Raw genomic sequence first — 24571 nt, 5'->3', positions numbered from 1 at the left:
AGCCTATCAAGCTAATTAGGCGTAACTAAAAAGAGTCTTAAAGAGAAAGAATTAGACGATTAAAATCATTTTTATTCATTTTTTGTCCATTGATTATCACGTCAGAATCACTCTGTTTTGTTTTCAAATCCAGATAGATACCTTGCTTATCTTCATCAATAGAAATAAGAGGATGATCTTTAATCTTAGATTTCGCGATTAAATTAATCATATATAATTTTCCAGCAATCATATCATCAGTCACATCCGTTTCATTGTAATTTTCCGTTTGTGCCCACATACGTGCTAATACTTTAAATGGAATCTGAATGTTATAACTTAACATGCGATCGGGGGTAATATCATTATTATTGTCATCCGTTGATAAGTTGTTATCGACTATCGCTGATGTGTTGGCAATAATATCGCCTGAAGCATTATGCCAATTTAACAAACCATCCCATTGAATTTTTGAAAAGTCAGATGCATTTTTTTCAATGAATAAACTTTCAAACGGATTCTTTGTGTTAAATCCTTCAAAATTAAACTTAAATTCACCATGACCTAAATTTTGTTTGCCAAAATTGAACGATTCAATACTAGCCTCATAACTGCCCTCTGAGCTATTATTTGGATTAGATCGAACATCTTGCTTAAAGAATATATTATTAAAAACAAATGGCGCTTGTGGATTGAAACTTAAGACAGTTGTTTTCAATTTTTCTATGTTCATCTTGGATTGATAATTAGGTATATTAGCTCCATTGATCGGATCAAATGTTATTGTGTACTGAGCTGAACTACTTATATTATCAATATCTATTTGGACTGGAAGACTTGATCGAGCGTTTATCGTTAAAGTATCAACGTTTGAGTTTAGATCAACGATATCATCTCCTTTATTTTCTAAGTTAACCTTAAGATTGCTCAATGAGATTGAACTAACCTGATCAATTTTATATCTTAATTTATCAAGCTTTATAGACATCGATGAGGTCAATTCATTTAAATCACTGGTGATGGTGATGTTGCCTTCTGAAATATCTATTCCTTCTTTAAACTGAGGCATGTCAATAGTATTCAAGGCTTTTGTGGTAATTTTTGTGACGACATAATCACTAAATTTAATCCCCATAGTGGCGGTAATAAAAGGTTTATCTCCTGCAAGTTTCCAAAGAGTTGGATTGTCTTTTTCAGTCATTTCATATTCAATCCATGCCAATTGGGGGACAAAGTTACCTTTAATTAATGCGGCCATAGGGAATGGACCATGATGGATAGTTATATCGTCATCAAAAACGGTTTTTGGTTCATTGACATCATATTCAATGCGGGGTTTTTCGGTTATAGTAAGGTGAAATTTGGATGTAAAAATATTTTTTTGATAATTGCTTGTTTTGATTGATATATCATATTGATTTTGGTAGCCATTAATCGTTTCATTAATGTTGATTAATTGACTATCTAATTCTTTCTCAATTTTATTGCCAATATACCATGAACTACCTACATATCCGATTGCTAATAGCGCTACAAAGCCGATAGCTAATTTACTTTTTTTCATTGGTTTTCTCTTTTAATTCATTGTTATTACATAAATTATGTGCTCATAATTCAGAGACGAGTAAAACTAAATTATTATCAATAAACTATCTTATTATGAATAAATAGTTTTATGCGATTCTGACCTTTCAATTCTAATGGATTTCAGAACGATAAGCGAGTTTTTAAGTGATTTTATAAAATCACAATTTATTAGAGAAAATATTGATTCTAATTTCATCGCATACTTAGCGATATAGAAAAAAAACTTAACTAATGGTCAAAATGAGTATGACCTTACTCATTAAGAAGGATAAAGAAAATGTTTGGTAGATAGGAATCAAAACATGATAGTTATTCAACTAACAAATAATGTTTTATATTAACTTCAAATTAACCGGCAATATTAATTTAGCTCTGCTCATTGCTATGTGGGTGGCATCTATACAGAGCAATGAGCTATTTATTAAAGAATTTTCAAGATGTTGTGTGTTATGCTTGATGTGTGGAAAATTCAGTTAACAAGTTTTTGATATATTCAATACGCTCTACACGTTGTAAATCAGTTTTTTGTAATCTTAATCTATTATTGCCTTCTAAACGATAATTTTTAGGTTCTTTTTGAATGATTTCAATTAAATAATCAACTGAAATTTTATTATTACTACCAAATTCGATAAATCCACCTTTTTCACCAAATTCAATTTTAGTAATGCCTAATTGATTAGCATGAAAACGAATTTTAGTTGTTTCTAACAAAAAGAGAACTGCATCAGGTAATTGCCCAAAACGATCACGCATTTCAACTTGTATATCGGTCAATTCATCTAAATTATTGATACTCGCAATACGTTTATACAAAGATAAACGAGTATTAACATCCGGAATAAAATCGTCTGGAATCAATGTAGGTAAACGTAACTCAATTTCCGTTTGTTGACTGGTCAATAGTGATTCAAGCGTAGGTTCTTTTCCTTCTTTTAAGGATTTTACGGCATCTTCTAGTAGTTCAATATATAAATTAAACCCAATAGTTTCAATTTGACCACTTTGATCGCTTCCTAACAACTCGCCTGCACCTCGAATTTCCAGATCATGCGTTGCTAAAGCAAAACCTGCACCCAAATCTTCTAGGGTTGCGATAGCATCAAGACGTTTTTTGGCATCTTTACTCAATAATTTAGGATGTGGTGTTAATAAATAAGCATATGCTTGATGATACGACCGACCAACCCGACCACGCAACTGATGCAATTGCGCTAAACCAAATTTATCGGCACGCTCAATAATAATCGTATTAGCGTTAGGAATATCGATACCGGTTTCAACGATGGTGGTACAAACCAAAATATTAAAACGTTGATGATGAAAATCATTCATCACTCGTTCTAAATCGCGTTCATGCATCTGACCATGACCAACGCCAATACGTGCTTCTGGCACTAATTCGGCTAGCTTTTCACTCACATTATTAATATCCGAGACATCATTATGTAAATAATAGATTTGACCACCACGCAAAATTTCGCGCAGGATAGCTTCTCGAATCACTAAATCATCGTATTCTCTGACAAAGGTTTTCACTGCTAATCGGCGAGCAGGAGGCGTGGCAATGATAGAAAGATCACGCATGCCACTCATCGCCATATTCAATGTTCGAGGAATAGGGGTAGCAGTTAGGGTCAAAATATCGATATTGGCTCGCATAGCTTTGATACGTTCTTTTTGACGAACACCAAAGCGATGCTCTTCATCAACAATCAATAGACCAAGATCCTTCCATTTTACATCATCCTGCAATAATTTATGCGTGCCAATGACAATATCGACTTTACCTTCTGCAAGTGCATCAATGACAGCTCGTTGCTGTTTTGCGGTTTTAAAACGAGACAAACTTTCAATACGTATTGGCCAATTAGCAAAACGATTACAAAAACTTTCATAATGTTGTTGAGCAAGTAAGGTGGTTGGCACCAAAACTGCGGCTTGCTTTTGATTGACGACAGCTAAAAAAGCAGCGCGAATTGCAACTTCAGTTTTGCCAAAGCCGACATCCCCACAAACCAATCGATCCATAGCATAAGGTGAACACATATCCCCGATAACGGCGCCAATGGCATTTTGTTGATCTTCCGTTTCTTGATAAGGAAAGGCTTGACAAAACAGTTCGTATTGTTCACGATCTTGCTTAAATTCAAATCCTGGTTTACTTTCACGCTCCGCATAAATATCTAACAATTCGGCGGCAACATCACGGACTTTTTCTGCTGCTTTTTGTCTGGCTTTGCTCCAAGCATCTGTTCCTAATTTATTTAAAGGCGCATTCTCTTCATCACCGCCAGAATAACGGCTGATCAAGTTAAGCGATGAAACCGGTACATAAAGTTTGGTATCATTTGCATAAAGCAAAATAAGATATTCAGCCGTAATACCGCCTGTTTCTAACGTCGTTAACCCAGCATAACGTCCTACACCGTGCTCTAAATGCACGACAGGTTTACCAGGGGTTAATTCGGCTAAACTGCGAACTAAACTATCGGTATTAATAGCTTGTCTGTTCTCATTTTTACGACGGATAACACGTCGTCCTAACAGTTCATTTTCAGTAATAAAAGCAAAATGCTGTTGCTCATCAATGAAACCTTGTTCACCCGCACCGACCATGACACAAAAGCGGTTATCAACCGTTGCTTGCTGATCAAGCTGATTAATGCTGGTTGGATAAATACGAATTCGACCTAAAATCTCTTGTAATGCTTCTTTACGACCTTCTGATTCAACCGAAAAAATAATCTTGCCATTAAAGTTTTCAGTGAATTGATTAAATTGATGATAAGGGTCTTTCAATTGAATCTGAAAACCAATATCAGGCAAACTCATAAAAGGTAAATTGATATTTTTCGATGACTCATCCACCGTGTTATTCGATACAATCATCCTTGGATAATGTTTAAAATTAGCAAAGATTTCATCCGTTTTAGACCAAATAACCGCGGGTTCAAGTAAAGGACGCATAGGATCAACTTTGCGACTTTCATAACGTTGATTAATATCTTGCCAATATTTATTGGCAAACTGCTCGATATTGACCGTATTAATAATTAACGTATTATCTAAAAAATAAGAAAAAAGTGTCGTTAACGGCTCACTAAAAAACAAGGCTTGCCAGTATTCAATCCCTGTTGGTAAGATATTTTTACTGACTTGCTGATAAATACTTTCAGGCTCTAATCTGACTTCAAATTTTGCACGCCATTGGCTACGAAACAATTCAATAGCCGCTTTATCAAAAGGAAACTCATGAGCTGGTAATAACTCAATTTCAACAATTTCTTCAAGCGTTCGTTGTGTTTCAGCATCAAACGTTCGGATACTATCAATTTCATCATCAAAAAAATCAATACGATAAGGTTTATCGCTACCCATAGGAAAAATATCAAAAAGTGCGCCTCGTGTGGCATACTCGCCATGTTCCATGACTTGGCTAACAGCGCGATAACCGGCATTTTCTAATTGCATTCGCAAATGTTCACGGCTAATTTGTAAGCCTTTCTTCATAATGAACACATGCCCACCTAAATAACTTTTTGGGCAAACTTTTTGCATTAACGTATTGATCGGTAAAATTAACGCGCCTTTGGTTAAATGTGCAAGATGATAAAGGCAAGATAAGCGTTCAGATACAATATCTTGATGAGGTGAAAAACTATCATAAGGCAAGGTTTCCCAATCAGGAAACGAAATAGCCGGAAAATGGCTAAATTGCTTCAGCTCTTCATAAATGCGGGTTGTTTGCTGCATATCATCGGTGACAATCACCACTAAACCGTTATGCGCAGCAATTGCATCGGCACACAGTTTCGATAATGAGGATCCCACCAGTTGTCCAAACTGTTTTACTTCACCGGGTTTTTGTGGAATAAGTGTTGAAATATTGAGTTTTTTAGACATGATAAATTTAATTGATATTGGTGCAAAAAGTATTAATACATTATAACGTAATTACTTGGATGTTTTCTATAACTGTTTAATCCTGTATGATAAACGTCTTCTATTTAACTTGCAAAACTTTGTCAAAAAGTTTCGGAAATGATAAACATTTATGTCAAAAATATTTCGTCCATTAGTGCTTTATATTGGGTTACGTTATGTATACGGTCAAAAGACTGATGGCTTTGGTCGCTTTGTTTCATGGTTATCGATGATAGGGATCATGCTTGGATCATTGGGATTAATTCTGGTGTTATCGGTCATGAATGGACTAGAAGATCAGATGCAAAATAGTGTTTTAAAGTTCTTACCGCAAGCACAAATCACCACACCACAAGGCAAAATCGTCATAGATAACACGGCATATGAACAATTTGGACAGATTAATGGCGTAAGTCGCATTACGCCGTTAGTCACTAGCGACGTGGTATTGCAAAGTGAACAAAGTATCAATGTAAGTACCTTGATGGGCATCAATCCTGAAGATGATGATCCCATTCAAGATTATATTTATACCGGATCGATATCCGATCTACAGGCTGGGCAATATAATGTAATCTTAGGACAAACATTAGCCAATCAACTCGGCGTGACAATAGGTAATACAATACGTTTAATGGTTACCGATGCCAGTCAGGTCACACCAGTAGGGCGTATACCATCACAACGTTTATTTACTGTTGTTGGACTATTTTCGGTTAACCATGACATTAACCAAACCTTAATTTATGTCAACCAAACCGATGCTCAAAAATTACTCCGTTACCCAGCTAATACAATTACCGGTTGGCGATTATTTTTAAAACACCCTTTACAGATTGCTGAAATTACGAATACTCCGCTACCGGAGGGACTTGAATTTAAAGATTGGCGAGCAAAACGAGGCGAATTATTTCAAGCAATAAAAATGGAAAAAAACGTCATGGGTTTACTGATTAGCCTTATCGTGATTGTTGCAGCATTTAATATTATTACGTCTTTAAGTTTATTGGTGATGGAAAAACAAGGTGAAGTGGCCATTTTAAAAACTCAAGGATTATCACGTTTTAAAATAATGCTAATTTTTATCATACAAGGCGCAAGTTCAGGGGTAATAGGTACACTACTAGGAAGCACATTAGGACTTGTACTTGCTTGTAACTTAAATAACATCATGGAAACCTTAGATTTATCGCTTGCAGGTATAGAATTACCGACATTAATCGAACCTTCACAAATTGTTTTTATTATTATCGGATTACTCATGTTATCGCTAATATCAACCTTATATCCTGCTTATCGTGCTGCAACCATTCAACCTGCCGAGGCGCTACGTTATGAATAATACTCAGCCATTACTGACTGCTAAAAATCTCTATAAAACTTATAAAGAAGGGAAAATGGTGACTGAAGTCTTAAAAAATGTTTCATTTGATCTTCATCCTCAATCATTACTCGCTATTATAGGAAGTTCAGGTTCGGGTAAAAGTACACTATTACATCTACTGGGTGGATTGGACAAACCGACATCAGGTGAAATCATATTCAAATCACAACAGCTTAATCAATTATCAGAACAAGCAAAAGCAAAATTACGCAATCAAGATATCGGTTTTGTCTACCAGTTTCATCACCTTTTACCGGATTTTACTGCACTTGAAAATATCGCTATGCCACTATTAATTGGTGGTGTATCGCCCAATGAAGCCAAAAAACGGGCAAAAGACATGTTAGCATCGGTTAATTTAACAAACCGAGCCGACCATCGTCCATCCGAACTATCGGGCGGTGAACGTCAACGTGTGGCAATAGGACGGGCATTAATTAATAACCCGTCTTTAGTCATGGCGGATGAACCCACCGGAAACTTGGATAAAACAACAGCGGATGCCATATTTGATTTGCTTATCAAACTCAATAAAGAACAAGGAACAGCTTTTTTGGTTGTTACTCATGATCTTGAATTGGCTAAAAAATTAGATAAACAATTGGTTATGAGTGACGGGCAGCTTTCTGAAAGCGGACATTAAAAAAACGATTTAGTGGAAAACAAAATGAATCTATCCTTAATGACGGCAATAAAATTTCGTCAAGGTCGCCGTAAAAGTGGCATGGTATCACTTATCTCGATTATCTCAACTTTAAGCATTGCAATTGGAATTGCCGCACTCATTATTGGCTTAAGTGCCATGAATGGCTTTGAATATGAATTAAAAAACCGAGTGTTATCGGTTGTTCCGCATGGACAGATATATTCTCAATATGGCAATTTAAATGACTGGCAGCATATTCAACAAGAGTTAGAAGAAGATAAAAATATCGTTTCAGCGGCACCATTTATCAGCTTTACAGGGCTTATCGAAAATGGAAGCAAACTTGGCGCCGTTGAGGTACAAGGGGTTGATCCACAGCGCGAAAAAGCCATAAGTGCGTTGCCAAAATATGTATTGGATGATCGTTGGCAATATTTTAAAAACGATAGTCAGCAAATTATTATCGGATCGGGACTGGCAAAAAAACTGTCGGTAAAACAGGGTGCATGGATAACATTGTTAATTCCAGTATCAAGTGATAATAACCAACTCAAACCACCTAAACGTGTGCGTTTACAAGTGGTGGGAATTTTAGATTTAAGTGGTAGCTTAAGTAACAATGTTGCGTTAATCCCTTTAGCTGACGCTCAAAAACTTTTAAATATTGGTGACAGTGTCACAGGAATAATGGTCAACGTTAACCAAGTTTATTTAGCTAAAAGCCTATTAGGCAGGGCGATATTAAATCTTGACGAAAACGTCACATACACCAGTTGGGAAAACTCGTACGGTTTTATGTATCGAGACATTCAAATGATACGACAAATCATGTATTTAGCAATGATTGTGGTGATTGGTGTTGCCTGTTTCAATATTGTTTCGACATTAGTGATCGCTGTAAAAGATAAACAACGAGATATTGCAATTCTTAAAACACTGGGCGCAAATAATCGCCTAATTAAACATATCTTTATTTGGTATGGGGTCATTTCGGGTTTAATAGGCAGTTTACTCGGCGTAGTTTTAGGCGTTCTATCTGCTTGGCAACTGTCGAATATCATGAAAGTAATTGAATCGCTGATCGGGCATAAAGTATTAAATGGAAATGTCTATTTTATTGACTTTTTACCTTCGAAAATTCATGCAACTGATGTGCTAATTGTATTTATTACCGCCATGCTATTAAGTTTAATTGCCAGTTATTATCCGGCTAAACGGGCATGTAAAATTGATCCGGCGAAAATATTAAACAGTTTTTAAAATGATAAATCAGGCGCTGATAGCACTAGTTATCAGCGCAACATAATGTGATTAATAATGATATTTTAAATTATCCGGTAATTCATAATGCACATACCCCATATAAATACACCAGATAGTCACGATAAATAATAAACAAATAAACAGTACTGTAAATTTACTTGAATACCCAAACCATTTTATCAATAACGACACGACTAAACCCAAACCAAAACCGGCAACAGCCCCCCCTAAATGCGCCATATTATTAATACCAGGAAGCAAGCCCAAACCAGCGGTAAGCACTAAGCTAATGATAATAGCATTGATGGGCATTTCTTTAAGATTGGCACGATTAACCAAGCTATAAGCCAATAATGCGGTAATAATTCCTAAAATTGCACCGGATGCCCCACAACTAATCACGGTACGATCAAGATTAGCAATATCACTGACTAAATTACTGATTAATCCAGAAAGAAAATAAATACCAATAAAGGCAAATTTTGGAAGGCGTTTTTCTAAAATGATGCCCACACTCCATAAGGCGATCATATTCATTAACAAGTGTGACAGGCTGACATGCATAAATAAGCTAGTGAACATGCGCCAATATTGCCCCGAAAAAGTCAATTGCGATACATCGGCGCCCCAATCAACCAAAAACAAGTTTTTTAAAGAATCAACAAAACTACGGCTATCACAAAGACGGGATATAAAAAACCAAGCAATATTAATCACAATCAGTGAACTGGTTATTTTGGCTTGGCGTCCTAGATAAATTAAATTTTGTGAAATGGTCATGTAAACTTGTATCCTTATAAATAAATTACATAAGTTATTTGATATTGACAACGTTTAAATAAGTGATTTTCCAAAAATAATTAAATCACGCTTTACACCGTCCAGTTCGGCAATCTTTGGACATAATCCCCATTGCTGATACTGCATTTTACTAAAAAGACTGATACTGGGAATATTATGACCAAATACATAACTTAATATGCTATCGATACCGACTTTACGGGCATATTCTTCAATTTGAGCAAGCATATATTGCCCAATTTTTTTACCTCGAAACTGTTCATGAAGATATAAACTCACTTCGACCGTTTTAGAATAAGCAGGTCGCCCATAAAACGAAGATAAACTAATCCAACCACAAGGTTGATTTTGATACTGAATTAACCAAAGAGGGCGGTTATTCTCATTATGTTGTTCAAACCAATCACGCTTACTGTCGATTGAAACAGGTGATGTATCAGCTGTAACCATACGGCTGGCAATGGTCGAATTATAAACCTCAACAATAAAAGGCAAATCATTGAGTGTGGCATGACGAAACGTGATCATAAAATAGAGTCTGTCAATGGATAAGGGAAGGTATTGTAATGAGATTATTTAAATCAGACAACCAATTAATTACCGAAACCGAGTTAACCATTATCAATAAATACAGGACGAAAAATAGTCAATAAACGTAGTTGCAATCATGCTTGAAGGACAATCATTATCACCACGGTTATAAATTAACTCTATGATAAACAAATAATTATTTTGCAATGTGTGTTAGGCTCTTTTATAATGGCAAAGTGATTATCACTAAAATGAATAGGAATAGCAGAATGAATGGAGCCGTTAACCAACCTTATATCGCCTTTGATCCTGAAGAGGCAGAATTTTTGTGTGATTACGATGTCAAATTAGAGTCTAAAAAAATTATTCTTTCCAATATCCACAATATAGTTCTTCGATTTCACCTTCCTAAAAAAAGAATACTAACCTTTATCGCATTAATTGCGTCTTGGGTACTGCTTACTGTGCTATACCTAAATTATAATCCGACAGATAAACTATTTTTTAATCTTCTATTAGTCATGTTGCTAGGTGCTATTATTATAGTATTTTGGATCCTTCAACATTATATTGCAGTTTCATTTGAAATCAGGCGACTAAAAAAACTTTACAACAGCTTAAAATGGCCTGTCACCAGTTATTTTGCCTTTTTTGAAGAAGGAATTTTAGTCAAATCTTATGATATAGAAGGGATATTTTATTGGGATGACTTTAAAAACATCATAGCCAGTTCTAACGTTATTACTTTTCAATTTTATCCTAAAGGTACTCCAAAAGGTGACTTACTAAAAAATCACTATCCAAAATTACGCCCATTTTATTTAATTATTGATGATGACAAAAAAATCCAGTCAATTTTGGCAAAAGTCAATCATCAACATGATGATTTGGTTGAATTTAAATGATGAATTTAAGCAAGTAAACATCTTTAAACAAAACGACAGTTTTAAAATAATGTTGTCTAACGTCTGCCAATTATAAAACATTAACGCTGATTTTTTCGCTATAATTTTTTAGATATCGCCATGACAAATAATACGATCTGAAATCGTAGACATCGCCAATAACCTATCACCCTTTGAAGGATTGTTCTATTTTTTCTCAAATTCATATTTATGATCTGAATCATCAATCCTGAATCATAAAAACACCAAAACCGTGTAAATTTTTTTTGCTTTTTGCTTAAAAAATAGATATTCTTATTGATAATTTTCAATATATTTACATAAGATTAATAATTAAAGTACAAAGCTTAGGATATTTATACTTATGTAAAAAATGGAAGGAGCATAAATAGGATGCCACTAATTATCGCAAATAATACCCTATATAATTGTTTTTGCCTGCTAGTCTTTAAGTTTAAATTTACAGTTTGTTAAGGGTAGTAGTAATGAATAATTCAATGCTCGATAAATTACTTACTGCAAATACCCGATTAATTAGTGAACTTAGCAGTGAACATTATCAACACCGATACCGATATCTGTTATTTGACAGATTAGGTGTAGTAAGTGAACTCTCATCAATATTCGATGAAACTTTATTAGAAACGATGCCAGCTGATCTTCTTGCTATAATCAAACGGCCAAATCTTTTGCATGATTTGGCCGTGTGTCCATTAATTGTCTGTATAGCTAAACCCAATGAATCTTTAAATGAAGAGTTATTATCAGTGGCAGTCATACAAATAAAAAATGAATATTTAACAAAAAAACAATATGTTTGTGGATTTATAACCAGCGTTTTACCACCTGAACAACTTGCCGATGCATTACTAGAATCTTATAGCCGTGCGGGAAAAGCATTAAATAAACCCTTTTTAACATTCTATGAACCCTTTACATTAGATCTAATTCGTCATAGTTATATTGAACCAGATTCTCATCTTGGTCTGTTATTGCCAGCAGAAACCAGTTATAGCTTTATTGATACCGATTGTGATGTATATACCTTTCATTCAAAAGCTTTTCAAAATGATTGGGATTTTACGCTACGCTTTACAAATCAATTATTACACTATAATCAACTTAATCAATTTGAGTTGTATCAAATAGCGGTAACATTAACTGATTTGTATGAAGAATACGATAGACCGCAACCGCAAAAATTACTATCACAAATTATCAACTATTTTTATGATCATAAAGGGACGAAATTGAAAAATCCCAATGATAGAAGAGTGTATGTCTTATTTTGCATAATCTATGGTCAATTAACGCAAAACGAAAAATTGACAGCTATCATTAATGACGTCATCGACAATGAAGAAATGCAAGGCGAATTAGGACTATTATTAAGTCAAGAAAAGCAAGCTTTAAGCAGCTTAAAAAACAACTCGAAATAGCGTAAATATTTTGACAAAATTGTTATAAATGGATGGAAGAAGTACTTAATGAATCACCAAGAAAATCAAGAAAAAAATAAAATAGAAGGATTAGAAAATCCTCAGGAAGAAAGTTTTAATCCCGAATTAGTTAACGAAGCGAATAAAAAAGCGTTGGTGTTAAGTAATGGTCAATGCGGCGTTTGTCAACGGAAGGGTTTTCCGATTTTTTTAGTACGAAAATCGATTGTTCCCATCAAGTTTAGAAAAGACATTAATTGGTCGCAAGGCATGGTTTCGCTAGGGGACAGAGAGCCGGAAGAAGAATGGAAAGAATATAAGTATGTCTACCGATCATTACGTGAAGGGTATGTATATATTTTATGCAATCCAATCGGAAATCAAGACGACAGCAAGCTTGAAATCATGGTCTATGAAGTGACCTATTCAGGTGCGATGCGATTACGTGAGTTTCGTGATGTAAAAGGTTCGAGACCCAAAGAGATCCCCCTCAGTTGTATTGAAGATAATCACAATGTAAAAGGGATGTTTATTACTATAGACAACCGTGTATATGACAAAGCATGGGTTGCTTACTCATCGGTACGTTGGAAGCTTGCTACGGTAAAACATTATCGAAAAAATAAAGAAGAACGGTTACAACGCTTCAGCGAAGTCGATTTGACACAAGAAAAGGCGCTGAATATTTCGCCTCAAGGACGAAGTTTTCCTTTCAATGACTTTATGTTTAAAAGTCGATATTTATTAGAGATGGAATGTGATAATCAGTTTGTAAAAGATTATTTTGAAGAGAAAGGAAGAAAGGCACATACCCAAAAAGCTTCACCATTGGGGTCACAAGCAAAAAAAATTCAATCGTTTATTGATTCGATTAGAAAAGGTATTTTTGGCAAAATGAAGTATTCATTGTCCACCTATCTTCATCTAATGGCTAATGGATTTAACGAATCTTATCTTTGGCTATTTTATACAGCAAGCCATTTTAATTCGTTAAATTCAAATGAAGCATCTGAAGCCTTGAAAAATACATTAAAAAATTACAACTTCAATGTCCATTATCAAGGAGAGATATCCGCACTGGTTGTAGAAGACCCGTTAGGTCTGGCTGAAGAGCTGTCAATTCAAAGGCGGCAAAAATTAACCCCGGTGGTTGAAGGATTGATGAATCAGGTTACACCGAATCAAAATTACGAAAAAGAAGCGAAACAGTTTCATCAATTAGTTCGAACAGGCACCCACGATGTAATTTATGAAACTGAACGGCACGCCACTAATCATCCTTTAGCGATAGCTATGCAATCCAGACATGGTCGAGACCAGTTAGCGGCCCATTTTAAAAGTGAAAAAGCAACCATAAAAAGCTATCCAATAAGCTATTTTAAACCTGAATTTAATTATGCCCGTCGTCAATATCAACAAATCGAGCAGTATAAAGCACTGTTACGTTCACCGGTTTCAAAATCTGATGTAAATGAAAGCTATTTGTTTTTATTTTATGATTCAGCGCATAATTATGATTCAAGTATTGAAGAAGACAAGATATATACGGTTAATGATGTAACAAAAAGAGAAAGAAATTTAAGTTTTATAAAGCAAAATAATATTTTAAACTATTATGCAACAGATCGAAAAAAAATGTCTGAGCTTAATGAGATTGATAAGATTCGAGTATTGGATGCGGTCGGTGAAGAGCTATTAGCAAAACAATTAGGTGTGAGTCGAGACGAGTCGAATAGAAAAGACCATCTTGCACATTTTGGTTATATGTATTGTCGTCAATTAAGCGTGCTTGGGCTTGAAGATAAGCGACTACCTCAATATGGATTAGGTGAGTACAAAGAATATAAATTAACCGCAGAGCAACAACAAGAGTTACTGGCACTGTACAAAAAGAACAATGGCAGTAAATCATCCCGATTGAAAAGAATTGATAGTGTTAAAGTAGTTCATTTTTACAATCTTGAAAAAGCAAAAGGAGCTTATGCTGACAAAATACTCAATAGTGACTGGGATAAACGTAAAAAACGCCTGAATCAACCTTCGTTAGACAATTTTGAAGCGTTAGAAAAAGCGGGTAAAGAATCCTTAACCACATTTGTGTCGAATGCTTCGAAGGACTATTATAACTACTTAATGTGGTTATTTGGCGAAAGTTCAACTCATTTTCAGATAGAAAATCAGGGCGAAACAGCCAATAAAATCAGCGTGACCTTACCAAGCCGTTACAATCAACTTCCTTTTTGGCGCAACGAACTTTTGCCTGATTTATCGGATATGCATATTAACTTCTTTTTCACGTTTTTACTGATAATCGATAGTGCCAGTTTAGGTACCTTGACACTACCGGAACATTCCGTATTTTGGGGCATGCTACTTAATAATGAAGAGTCGATTTATTTTTATCTGTTTGGTGAAAAATCACAAAAAAATACCGATAACAGTTCCCAAAAAGAGGACGAATCTTCACAACAAGGTTCAAACCTGTCGGTTATTCAATATCTTGCTAAAATGAATAACAAAGATGAATCAACACTTTCCGATATGGGGTTAACCCCTAAAGTCATTTTCAACACAACCAGAAGTATTATGGGTTTAGATTTTAAAGTCAATCTGGATATCGGTAGCCTGATAGTTGAAAAGCTCATTAACTCAAGTGTTGATGGGGCAACCAGAGCGATGCAGAATAATGTAAAAATCAATCAGATAAAATTACAAACGCAGTATTTTAATATAATTGGCTTGTTTAAATTAAACGGACCTGAAAAAATACGTCAATACAAAGTTCGAATGTCAATAAATGGATTAAACCAATATTTGAAAAAAAATCATGAATTAATGCCATTTTTCAACAACACACAAATGACCACTAATAAAGGGACCGTCATCAATTTGGTCCAGTCACAAAATAAGGACCGTTGGCATATTCAACAAAATGGTAACAAGTCAATAGGCAAAGAAGTGGTTGAAATAAATATGCTGGTTGCGTTTGAAAATCAGCAACGTCTGCAAGAATTTGAAAAGGGTTTCACACAAAAAGGGGGGCTTTCTCAGGGGGTATTAAAGAATATCACGCCTAATATGATAGAAGTCAATGGTGTCACACTGGACGCAAATGAAATTAACTATTTATCTGAAACGTTACCCCGACAAAAACGATATATGGAAATTTACGATACCTCGAAAAGTTTTGTACTGGGAAGTATCGGTTTATATTTTCAGGCAACCAGTTTAAAGGATATGATTAATCAGTTAGATAAAATACAGGATCCGGCATCAAAAGCGATCATGAAATTTCGCGTATTGGCAAATTATACCGCCTTAATCGTATCCACCACCGAAATAATATTAACAGTTACAAAATTATTGAGCGTTGCGTTGCGAAAATCATCGTCCTCATTATTTATGGAGCGAGTATCAAGATTAGCACAGATCAACAAAGCGCTAAAAGTTCTAAAAGGGGTTGCCAATGTGGTTAATGTGATTGACAGTGTGTTATCGCTTGCTCAAGCAATCAAAAGTTTTAATGAAGGGAATACCGGTTCCGGCGTCATTTGCGTAACCGGTGTACTGAGTTTGATATTAAGCTTTGCAGCATTTAGTAACTGTATTCCAGTGTGGGGACAGATTTTATTTATCATCATAACGGTCGGTATTATAATTATCAATGCCATTTATTACGATAACGGCGATGACTGGGATGAATTGAGTAAATGGCTAAACCGCTGTATGCTGGGCAACTTTGACTTTCGAGAATCCAAATACCCACCGTATTACTTACCGACGCCAAAATGTATGTTACTGTCGGATCAGGATTACTATTTAGCGATCAGAAAAGGGCGTTGTCTTTTAGAATCAGAAGAAACAAATGCGCCGATTGAATTTGTCCCCGTTGACGGAGAAAAATATCGCAAGGTTGTAAGAGAATATAGTCCAATACTGACGTTAAATTTGCCGGATTTTAATAGGAAAAAATCCGTATTTGAAGGCAAAATAACGATTAAATCGTTAACCAATCCGAATCAAACTCCGGTGGAATTAACTATTTCGCGTGGATCAAGGTGGCTGGAAATTTCGCCGGTTACTACCTCCAGCTTTTTTACCTCAAGAACGGATAATGCGGTTGGTGAGGGTGAACTTTATCAAATGGATGAAACTAAAGCAGAGCCTGCAAAAGAAGAGTCATTATGGAATCAGTTAATGGCTGTATCCCATAATCAACCGATGCCAACGACGACCGATAACACACAATCAGACAAAAGCGACGAGTCAGAAGCGCCAAAAATTGGTCTGTATTTAATTAAATGGAGCTTAGGTAAAATTAAAGGGAAGCATGACGTGACTATCAGGGTCAATTACTGGCCAGAAGGCAAGCTGGACGAAAATGCCGACCAAAGTCAAAGCGATGACAGCAGCAGCGATCCGAACACACCAAAACAAGCCAAAGAGCGCACGCCGTACTTACTGTCCTACCACTATTTAAAAGATTAACAGGATAACACCATGCAAACTAAAATAAATATAACCACACTTTTAATATTCACTGTCAGCGCTTTACTGTTAACGGGGTGCGATACTTATCCGTATAAAGAAAGGATTCAAGAATCTAACGATTACAATAACCCAACAGGCAATACAGCAAAATGTATGATGGTGGGGGATATCACATCCTCAATGTATCCCTATACCACCTATTATATGCAAGGGCAGGATTTGCCTTTTTCTCCAAGCACTCAAGAAGCGAATTATAATCGATTAAAAAATGACAGTTTGCACCTGTTTGCCGGGATAGGTTTTTTTACTGAAGAGTACGCCGGCGAAGTTGACGGCAGAGCGACGTATCGTTACGACCTCACCGATTTAGGGCGAAAATACGTAAAATTTGCATTGGGTGAAACCAATTTTTGTTTTGGTCGGGTGGTGGTAGACAAAATTAACCGCACAAAAGACACCATTAACGGTGTCGGGGGGGGTACGGTGCGGGATGTCTATTATACTTATCACCTTGAAAATGTGCCGGATTGGGTCAAAGACCCACAAATATATAAACGATTTGGATATTTTAAAAAACAAATTAATGGGGAACCATTTCCTGGGATTCACAGTTATAAGGTGTCAAGTAATGGAAAATTAACAACCATGACAGGCGAAAGTGCTTCATATCAATGGGCATATGATTTTAATGAAGAAATCAAAGAAGAGTAATTGAAATTTGTTAGTTTTAAATGGTGAAAAATCTGTGTATGAAGCACCAAAGATTGGGTTGTATTTAATTAAATGGTGCTTAGGTCAAATCAGAGGGAATTATGATGTCACCATTAGGGTTAATTACTGGCCAGAAGGCAAGTTGGATGAGAGTGGCGATCAAAGTCAAAGTGATGACCCGAACACCCCAAAACAAGCCAAAGAGCGTACACCGTACTTACTGTCACACCACTATATAAAAAGTTAAACAGGATAACACCATGCAAATTAGAACAAATATAACCACACTTTTAATATTCACTGTCAGCAGTTTACTGTTAACGGGGTGCGATACTTATCCGTATAAAGAAAAGATTCAAGAAGTTTATGATTACAATAACCCAACAGGCGATAAAGCATTATGCATGATGGTGGGTAGCGTGACAAAATCCATGTACCCGTATACTACCTTTTATATGCAAGGGCAGGATTTGCCGTATTCGTCAGAAACAAAAAAAGCGATTTTCAATCGATTAAAAAATGACAGTTTGCATCTGTTTGCCGGAATAGGTTTTTTTACGGAGGAATACGCCGGCGAAGTTGACGGCAGAGCGACGTATCGTTACGACCTGACCGATTTAGGGCGAAAATACGTAAAATATGCATTTGGTGAAACCAATTTTTGTTTTGGTCGGGTGGTGGTAGACAAAATTAACCGCACAAAAGACACCATTAACGGGGTCGGGGGGGGCACCGTGCGGGATGTCTATTTTACTTATCACCTTGAAAATGTGCCGGATTGGGTCAAAGACCCACAAATATATAAACGATTTGGATATTTTAAAAAACAAGTGAATGGGGAACCATTTGAAGGATGGCACAGTTATAAGGTGTCAAGTAATGGAAAATTAACAACCATGACTTGTGTTAGCGGTACATATCAATGGACATCGGATTTTAATCGAGAAATCAAAGAAGAGTAATTAAACATTGTTAGTTTTTAATGGTGATAAATCTGTGTTTGAAGCGTCAAAAATTAGTCTGTATTTAATCAAATGGAGCTTAGGTAAGATTAAAGGGAAGCATGACGTGACTATCAGGGTCAATTACTGGCCAGAAGGCAAGCAGGACGAGAGTGCCGACCAAAGTCAAAGCGATGACAACAGTAGCGACCCGAATAAATAAAGCAAAGCGTAAAGGTAAGATTAATATTGAGTAATACGTTAATATCATTCAACGAAAAGTTACATGTTACCTTGTTATCAAAAATTGCTCGGTACATTGGGAAAGTTGCCAAAGAGAGTACCGCTAAAAAAACTATGAAAGTGCAATTAACTTTATGATAAATATAAAATTATATTCATGGAGCGTGTTAAAATTAATCGCTTAAAAAAACAACAAAAAATCGGTAGAATTTTTCACCCAACTATTTTAATTAATAAACAATAGGTTATAATTAGAGTGTTCCCTGTATACACAGGGATAAACCGCCGGTTCAATTTCACGTAGAGCTGGTTATACCGTGTTCCCTGTATACACAGGGATAAACCGCTTTCCTTGATATTTCTCAGCAACCGAATTAGGTGTTCCCTGTATACACAGGGATAAACCGATAGTCGTTAATGCGCCGTACAAATTGAGGGGGTGTTCCCTGTATACACAGGGATAAACCATAATAGTAGGGACAACATCGGCTAAAAATCGAGTGTTCCCTGTATACACAGGGATAAACCGCTGTTCGTTTATCTCCTGTTAAGATGTCATTAGTGTTCCCTGTATACACAGGGATAAACCGAGCGTGTAAAGCTTTTCCTTGTTCGCCTTAATGTGTTCCCTGTATACACAGGGATAAACCGTCTCCAGATTGAATGGTAGTTTTTGAGCCAGTGTGTTCCCTGTATACACAGGGATAAACCGATCATCATTTTTACAATTAGTAATAAAAATATCGTGTTCCCTGTATACACAGGGATAAACCGGCGTCCTACGGTTGTCGTGATTTAATTCGTGTGTGTTCCCTGTATACACAGGGATAAACCGAATTAGGCGTTTTTTGTGATAACACCCTGATTGTGTTCCCTGTATACACAGGGATAAACCGGTCAACGTGAAAAGCAAGTTGAAATATATTAAGTGTTCCCTGTATACACAGGGATAAACCGACAGTCTCTCCCGATTTCGTTGCCCTCAGGGTGTGTTCGCTGTATACACAGGGATAAACCGAGAGTTATGGCAGTCATACCAAAAATAATGAGGTGTTCCCTGTATACATAGGGATAAACCGTATATGTTGCGTTGATAGATGTTGCTGTTTTTGTGTTCCCTGTATACACAGGGATAAACCGGGATGACTTAGATCTCTATTTAATCTAGATTCGTGTTCCCTGTATACACAAGGATAAACCAGCATAATAAATGAAAAACACACTCTATATCGCTTTATTTATTACTTGCTCATAACATAGAGTTATCGGCAGCGCTCAGTAATAATTTAAGAATTTCGTAGCAAGCCATTTTTATAAAAAAACTTTAGCAATATTAGAAAAAGAGTGACAGTTATGACTAGGTAAACATCCAACGCAAATTAATAGGATTTATACTGGTATTATCACTCTACCACGAGTAATATCACTGATACTTTTTTGTAGCGAAAGCAATTTATCTTGCGTAATGGCAATATTGACGTTTACCCCAATGGCATCAAAATCTTGATTTTCAATTAGTGCATCCAGTTCTTTTAAGCGATTTTCAATAATTGGCCATTCATTATAATAGCAGTGAAATTGCAAAGGTATTCGGGCAATAAGTTCAATCAATTCTGCTTGTTGTAGACAATGACTTGCTGACCCACCATAAGCTCGTATCAAGCCTCCTGTGCCAAGTTTGATTCCGCCAAAATAACGAGTTACCACCACCACAACTTGATCACAATCTTGTCCTTCAATCGCTGATAGAATCGGACGCCCTGCGGTGCTGGTTGGTTCGCCATCATCATTAAATCGATACTGTTGACCAATTTTCCATGCCCAACAATTATGTGTTGCGTTAGGATCGCTAATTTGATCGATAAAATCCGTTGCTTGCTGGGCATTAATAACGGGCGCCGCATTGACAATAAAGCGGCTTTTTTTAATTTCTTCTGTCAGTTCGGTCGGATTTGCTAATGTATATGGCATACTAATTCTGGTAAAATCGTTTTATTGCCGTTAATAATACTCAGCAGAAAGAAAATGTCTATTAATTTAGAACAATTGAAACTAACCCAGCAACAATTAGCTGAACAAGTAAACCTAACCGATAATTTTAATTCATCAATCACTTTAATTGGTGGTACCGACGTAGGCTTTGAAGATGAAGGCAAAACCACCCGTGCCGCTATTGTGATTTTAACGTATCCGGATTTTCACGTGGTTGAATATCATGTTGCGCGATTAAAAACCGAGTTTCCTTATATTCCTGGTTATTTATCTTTTCGGGAGTATCCTGCTTTACTTTCTGCTTGGGAGCAGGTCGAACATAAACCTGATTTATTGTTGGTTGATGGTCAAGGTGTTGCTCATCCAAGGCGATTAGGTATTGCCAGTCATCTTGGTTTACTATTGGATATGCCAACCATTGGTGTTGCTAAAAAACGCCTTTGCGGTCATTATAATCCATTACCTAAAGTCGCCGGTCAAGTGACGCCACTCACCGATAAACAGCAACAGATTGGTTGGGTATTACAAAGCAAAAATAATTGTAATCCGTTATTTATTTCATCGGGTCATCGTATTAGCCAAGCGAGTGCATTGAATTGGGTCAATTTATGTTTACGTGGTTATCGTTTGCCTGAACCTACACGCTGGGCGGATGCGGTGGCGTCGAATAAACCGTTATTTAAAAAATTTATCCATGCAAAATAAATCACAATCGTTAAAAAAAGGGGGCTTTACCTTTAAGCGCTTTTTTGTTGCGCATGACAAAAGTCCAATGAAAATTACCACTGATAGTTGTTTACTTGGGGCGTGGGTTCCGATCTTGTCTTCAACTCATAAGGTGCTTGATATCGGTTGTGGTTGTGGCGTGATTGCGTTAATGCTTGCACAGCGCCTTGAACATCAAGCTTGTCAAATTGATGCAGTTGATATTGATGCGCAAGCGGTCAATCAATGTCAACAAAATTGCCAACAAGCAGGCTTTAAATCTGTATCAACAATACAGGGTGATATTAATCGTTTTCAGGTGAAGAGTGACAATGGTTATGATTTGATTGTGACCAATCCGCCTTATTTTGAGTCGGCCGTGGATTGTCGAACGAACCAAAGGCAATTAGCCCGTTATACAGAAAGTTTAAACTACACACAGCTTATTGATTCAGTCAAACGATTATTAAAGCCAGACGGTCTATTCTGTTTGGTGCTGCCTTATCATTTAGCAGATCAATTTAGGCAATTATGCGAATCAAATCATCTATTTTTACAACAGTTGTTGCAGGTGAAATACACGGCAGATAAACAATTTTCTTTATCATTAATGGCGTTTGCTCCAAAGCCTAATGAGAATGTCATTGAACAACAACTGTGTATGCGTTGTAATGATGGGCAGTATTCGCCTGCTTTTAGAGCGCTATTAGCGGATTTTTATTTGTTCCAAAAATAGCGCCAAATGTTAGTTAATCCAGTATGACATAAAAATACATAACGGCAATAATGGCTAATATTATAATTGCGATTGCATAGATTTTGTCATGAACATAAGTGAAAGCCGTAAGGCATCGTTGCTTGCGTGCGTATAAGTAAAATATTAGCCCAATTGCATACAATATCATTGATAATAATAAGTAAGACATCCCACCAGCATAAATTAACCATGCGCCATAAATTGATCCCGCAGCCCCAATAAAAATCAGGTAAACTTTGCGAGATTTTATGGCTAATTTAAGGACGAATAAAGCTGATAATAAATAGGGGATTAGTACCATTGAGGTAGATAATTGGATTAAAGTGTTATAACCCGAATGGTAGAAATATGCGAGAACAATCAATAGGCTGATCAAGCTTGATGTTAAGTATAATGCATTGGCAGGCGTACCATTTTTATTTAATTTGCCAAAACAGCGTGCAACGGTATGATTATTGCCTTGTCCGGTTAAAAAAAGCATTTCAGCAGCAAGCATTAACCAGGATAATAATCCACCACTAACCGAAACAATCAGCCCAATATTAATTAATGTTGCTCCCCAACTACCAACTACATGCTCAATGACTAAAGCCATTGAAGGATTTTTCATTGCAGCCAGTTCTTGTTGAGGAACAATACCCAGCGACAAAACAGACACACAGATGAGCAATAAACTGGTAATAGCAAAACCAAAAAAAGTTGCCCGGCTTATGCTTAAAATGTTTTTGGCTCGTGAAGCATAAACAGTTGCGCTTTCGATACCTAAGTAAACCCAAACGGTATAAAGCATAGTATGCTTTATTTGATCCACGATTGAGCCAAGTTGTGGCGTTCCCCAAAAGTCAATTTTGAATGTTGAAACCTTGAAAGCAAGAATAATGCAGACAATAAACAGACCAATCGGGACAATTTTTGCTAATGTGACTAAGCAATTTAATAAGAAAGCATGATAAATCCCTTTTAGAACAAGGGCATTAACCAGCCATAAAAAGATGAGTCCGGCTATGACTGCTGGCAAGGTGGTGCCATTACCAAAATAACTAAAACAATCAAATGATCCTAACGCGCTAAATAAGATAACTAAATAACTGGCACACGACATCCATGCAGATATCCAGTATCCCCAAGCTGCGTTGAATCCTATATAATCACCAAAGCCTTCACGGACATAACCATATAACCCATCATTAATCTTATAAAAACGAATCGAAAGATACTGAAATATCCGTGTCAGCATTAACATGCCAAAAAGCGTTATGATCCACGCAATTAAAATAGCGCCAGCACCAGACGCTTCAGCCATGTTTTGCGGTAAACTAAAAATACCACTTCCAACAATACTGCCAACCACAAGTAAGGTTAAAGGAAGTATGCCTAGTTTTGTACGGGTAGGTGTATTCATAATTTTGTCTTATTTTGTGTTTTATTCGGCTTTAGCTGCGTTTAATTAAAATCGTAATGACATGCAGCTAACTCCACCATCGACTTTGCGATATTCTGATGTATCCACCTCAATGACTTGATAACCTAAAGCTTCGATCTTAGCTTTAGTGATTGGGTAACCAGCAGGCATGATGACCCGATCATTAACCCAAATACAGTTAGCGGCATAGCTTTCTTGTTCAGGAATTTCAATAATGTTCAGATGTTGAAATTCGGGTTTGGTAATAAATTCGCCGGCTGCTAATAAATTGTTGTTTTCCAGATAAGCCAATCCTGTTTTTAGGTGTAGAACTTTTTCAAGCGTGACCACCGAACCGGTTAAGCCATATTTTTGTAATATAGCAATCATTTGATTAGCACCTTCTTGATTAGTACGTGCCGATAATCCGATATAATAGTGATCTTCCACCATCATAATATCACCGGCTTCAACCGTGCCCGGAGCCGTAATCTTTTCGACTTTATTTGGGTAAAATCGTTCAATGGTATTGATGATGATTTCAGTCTCGTTACGTCTACTTTCTGCCCCTGGTCTGGTGATAATGGCACAGTGTGGCGTACACAGTGCAACATCTTCAACAAAGACCGAGTCAGGAAAGCGTTCATCGGCGGGTAATAGGGTGATATCAACATCACATTGCTGTAAGGCTCGGATATAGTTATTGTGTTGGTCTAAGGCTTTTTGATAATCAGGCTTGCCTAAATTTGCTGAAGTTAATCCATGAATCAGGGATTTGGCAGGCGTTCTGGCAATGATATGGCTAAATTTTTTCATGTTTGATTTATTTCCTATTTAATAATTATGCGATATTTTTGAATAATAATT

The 24571-nt window shown here is 36.3% G+C and carries 19 protein-coding genes and 1 CRISPR repeat array; of the genes, 12 read left to right on the top strand and 7 right to left on the bottom strand.

What is annotated here, in order from left to right; genetic code table 11:
• Positions 1-37: 37 nt before the first annotated feature.
• Both ACGH47_RS06240 and mfd read right to left on the bottom strand, forming a co-directional pair.
• Positions 38-1543, bottom strand: coding sequence for a DUF945 family protein (locus ACGH47_RS06240; protein WP_267360032.1), 1506 nt, complete (start codon positions 1541-1543; stop codon positions 38-40).
• A gap of 470 nt (positions 1544-2013) precedes the next feature.
• On the bottom strand, positions 2014-5472 hold the full coding sequence (mfd, locus tag ACGH47_RS06235; protein ID WP_411622997.1) for a transcription-repair coupling factor: 3459 nt from the start codon (positions 5470-5472) through the stop codon (positions 2014-2016).
• A gap of 160 nt (positions 5473-5632) precedes the next feature.
• Here mfd and lolC point away from each other — a divergent pair, with 160 nt between their 5' ends.
• Genes lolC through lolE form a run of 3 tightly spaced genes read left to right on the top strand, consistent with a single transcriptional unit; the run spans position 5633 to position 8783 of the window.
• The gene (gene lolC, locus ACGH47_RS06230; protein WP_411623038.1) at positions 5633-6835 is read left to right on the top strand and encodes a lipoprotein-releasing ABC transporter permease subunit LolC; all 1203 of its coding nucleotides are present in this window, start codon (positions 5633-5635) and stop codon (positions 6833-6835) included.
• A complete protein-coding gene (lolD, locus tag ACGH47_RS06225) occupies positions 6828-7520 on the top strand; it encodes a lipoprotein-releasing ABC transporter ATP-binding protein LolD (protein ID WP_411622996.1) in 693 nt (230 codons plus the stop codon). The genes lolC and lolD overlap by 8 nt, the downstream gene beginning before the upstream one ends.
• Positions 7521-7544: 24 nt before the next feature.
• Positions 7545-8783, top strand: coding sequence for a lipoprotein-releasing ABC transporter permease subunit LolE (lolE, locus tag ACGH47_RS06220; RefSeq protein WP_411622995.1), 1239 nt, complete (start codon positions 7545-7547; stop codon positions 8781-8783).
• Positions 8784-8834: 51 nt separating this feature from the next.
• Here lolE and ACGH47_RS06215 read toward each other — a convergent pair whose 3' ends face one another.
• Together ACGH47_RS06215 and ACGH47_RS06210 are read right to left on the bottom strand one after the other, a co-directional pair.
• Complete coding sequence (locus tag ACGH47_RS06215; RefSeq protein WP_411622993.1) at positions 8835-9566, bottom strand: rhomboid family intramembrane serine protease; 732 nt, start codon at positions 9564-9566, stop codon at positions 8835-8837.
• A 54-nt stretch (positions 9567-9620) separates the two neighbouring features.
• Entirely contained in the window at positions 9621-10115 is a 495-nt protein-coding gene (locus tag ACGH47_RS06210) for an N-acetyltransferase family protein (RefSeq protein ID WP_411622992.1), read from the bottom strand.
• A 272-nt stretch (positions 10116-10387) separates the two neighbouring features.
• Between ACGH47_RS06210 and ACGH47_RS06205 the strand changes: the two genes are divergently transcribed.
• The 7 genes from ACGH47_RS06205 (at position 10388) to ACGH47_RS06175 (ending at position 18828) form a co-directional block, all read left to right on the top strand.
• The gene (locus tag ACGH47_RS06205; protein ID WP_411622991.1) at positions 10388-11023 is read left to right on the top strand and encodes a hypothetical protein; all 636 of its coding nucleotides are present in this window, start codon (positions 10388-10390) and stop codon (positions 11021-11023) included.
• A 485-nt stretch (positions 11024-11508) separates the two neighbouring features.
• Entirely contained in the window at positions 11509-12462 is a 954-nt protein-coding gene (locus ACGH47_RS06200) for a hypothetical protein (protein ID WP_411622990.1), read from the top strand.
• A 48-nt stretch (positions 12463-12510) separates the two neighbouring features.
• On the top strand, positions 12511-16950 hold the full coding sequence (locus ACGH47_RS06195; RefSeq protein ID WP_411622988.1) for a toxin VasX: 4440 nt from the start codon (positions 12511-12513) through the stop codon (positions 16948-16950).
• Between the two features lie 12 nt (positions 16951-16962).
• Complete coding sequence (locus tag ACGH47_RS06190) at positions 16963-17664, top strand: hypothetical protein (protein ID WP_411622987.1); 702 nt, start codon at positions 16963-16965, stop codon at positions 17662-17664.
• 34 nt (positions 17665-17698) lie between these two features.
• Positions 17699-17911, top strand: a complete 213-nt coding sequence (locus ACGH47_RS06185) for a hypothetical protein (protein WP_411622986.1) — start codon at positions 17699-17701, stop codon at positions 17909-17911.
• 13 nt (positions 17912-17924) lie between these two features.
• Positions 17925-18626 (top strand): hypothetical protein, encoded by a 702-nt coding sequence (locus tag ACGH47_RS06180; protein ID WP_411622985.1) that lies wholly within the window; start codon positions 17925-17927, stop codon positions 18624-18626.
• A gap of 34 nt (positions 18627-18660) precedes the next feature.
• On the top strand, positions 18661-18828 hold the full coding sequence (locus tag ACGH47_RS06175) for a hypothetical protein (protein ID WP_411622984.1): 168 nt from the start codon (positions 18661-18663) through the stop codon (positions 18826-18828).
• A 276-nt stretch (positions 18829-19104) separates the two neighbouring features.
• Positions 19105-20049: direct repeats of the CRISPR family, unit length 29 nt; unit sequence GTGTTCCCTGTATACACAGGGATAAACCG.
• Between the two features lie 188 nt (positions 20050-20237).
• On the opposite strand, the gene ACGH47_RS06170 is transcribed toward ACGH47_RS06175, so the two are convergent.
• Positions 20238-20819: an IMPACT family protein gene (locus ACGH47_RS06170; protein ID WP_065557677.1), complete on the bottom strand. Its 582-nt coding sequence runs from the start codon at positions 20817-20819 to the stop codon at positions 20238-20240.
• A 54-nt stretch (positions 20820-20873) separates the two neighbouring features.
• Between ACGH47_RS06170 and nfi the strand changes: the two genes are divergently transcribed.
• Positions 20874-21545, top strand: coding sequence for a deoxyribonuclease V (gene nfi, locus ACGH47_RS06165; protein WP_411622983.1), 672 nt, complete (start codon positions 20874-20876; stop codon positions 21543-21545).
• Positions 21535-22281, top strand: a complete 747-nt coding sequence (locus ACGH47_RS06160) for a tRNA1(Val) (adenine(37)-N6)-methyltransferase (protein ID WP_411622982.1) — start codon at positions 21535-21537, stop codon at positions 22279-22281. Before nfi ends, ACGH47_RS06160 begins: the two co-directional genes overlap by 11 nt.
• 13 nt (positions 22282-22294) lie before the next feature.
• Here the strand turns inward: ACGH47_RS06160 and ACGH47_RS06155 are convergent, their stop codons facing one another.
• The gene (locus ACGH47_RS06155) at positions 22295-23704 is read right to left on the bottom strand and encodes a basic amino acid/polyamine antiporter (RefSeq protein WP_065557680.1); all 1410 of its coding nucleotides are present in this window, start codon (positions 23702-23704) and stop codon (positions 22295-22297) included.
• 45 nt (positions 23705-23749) lie between these two features.
• Positions 23750-24520 carry a dimethylargininase gene (gene ddaH, locus ACGH47_RS06150; protein ID WP_411622980.1) on the bottom strand — a complete coding sequence of 257 codons (771 nt, stop codon included), beginning with the start codon at positions 24518-24520 and terminating at the stop codon, positions 23750-23752.
• Positions 24521-24571: the final 51 nt, after the last annotated feature.

Origin of the sequence: Gilliamella sp. CG16, from assembly GCF_046635785.1 — a bacterium.
GTDB lineage: Bacteria > Pseudomonadota > Gammaproteobacteria > Enterobacterales > Orbaceae > Gilliamella > Gilliamella apicola_I.
This window is presented reverse-complemented; position numbering and strand designations above follow the sequence as displayed.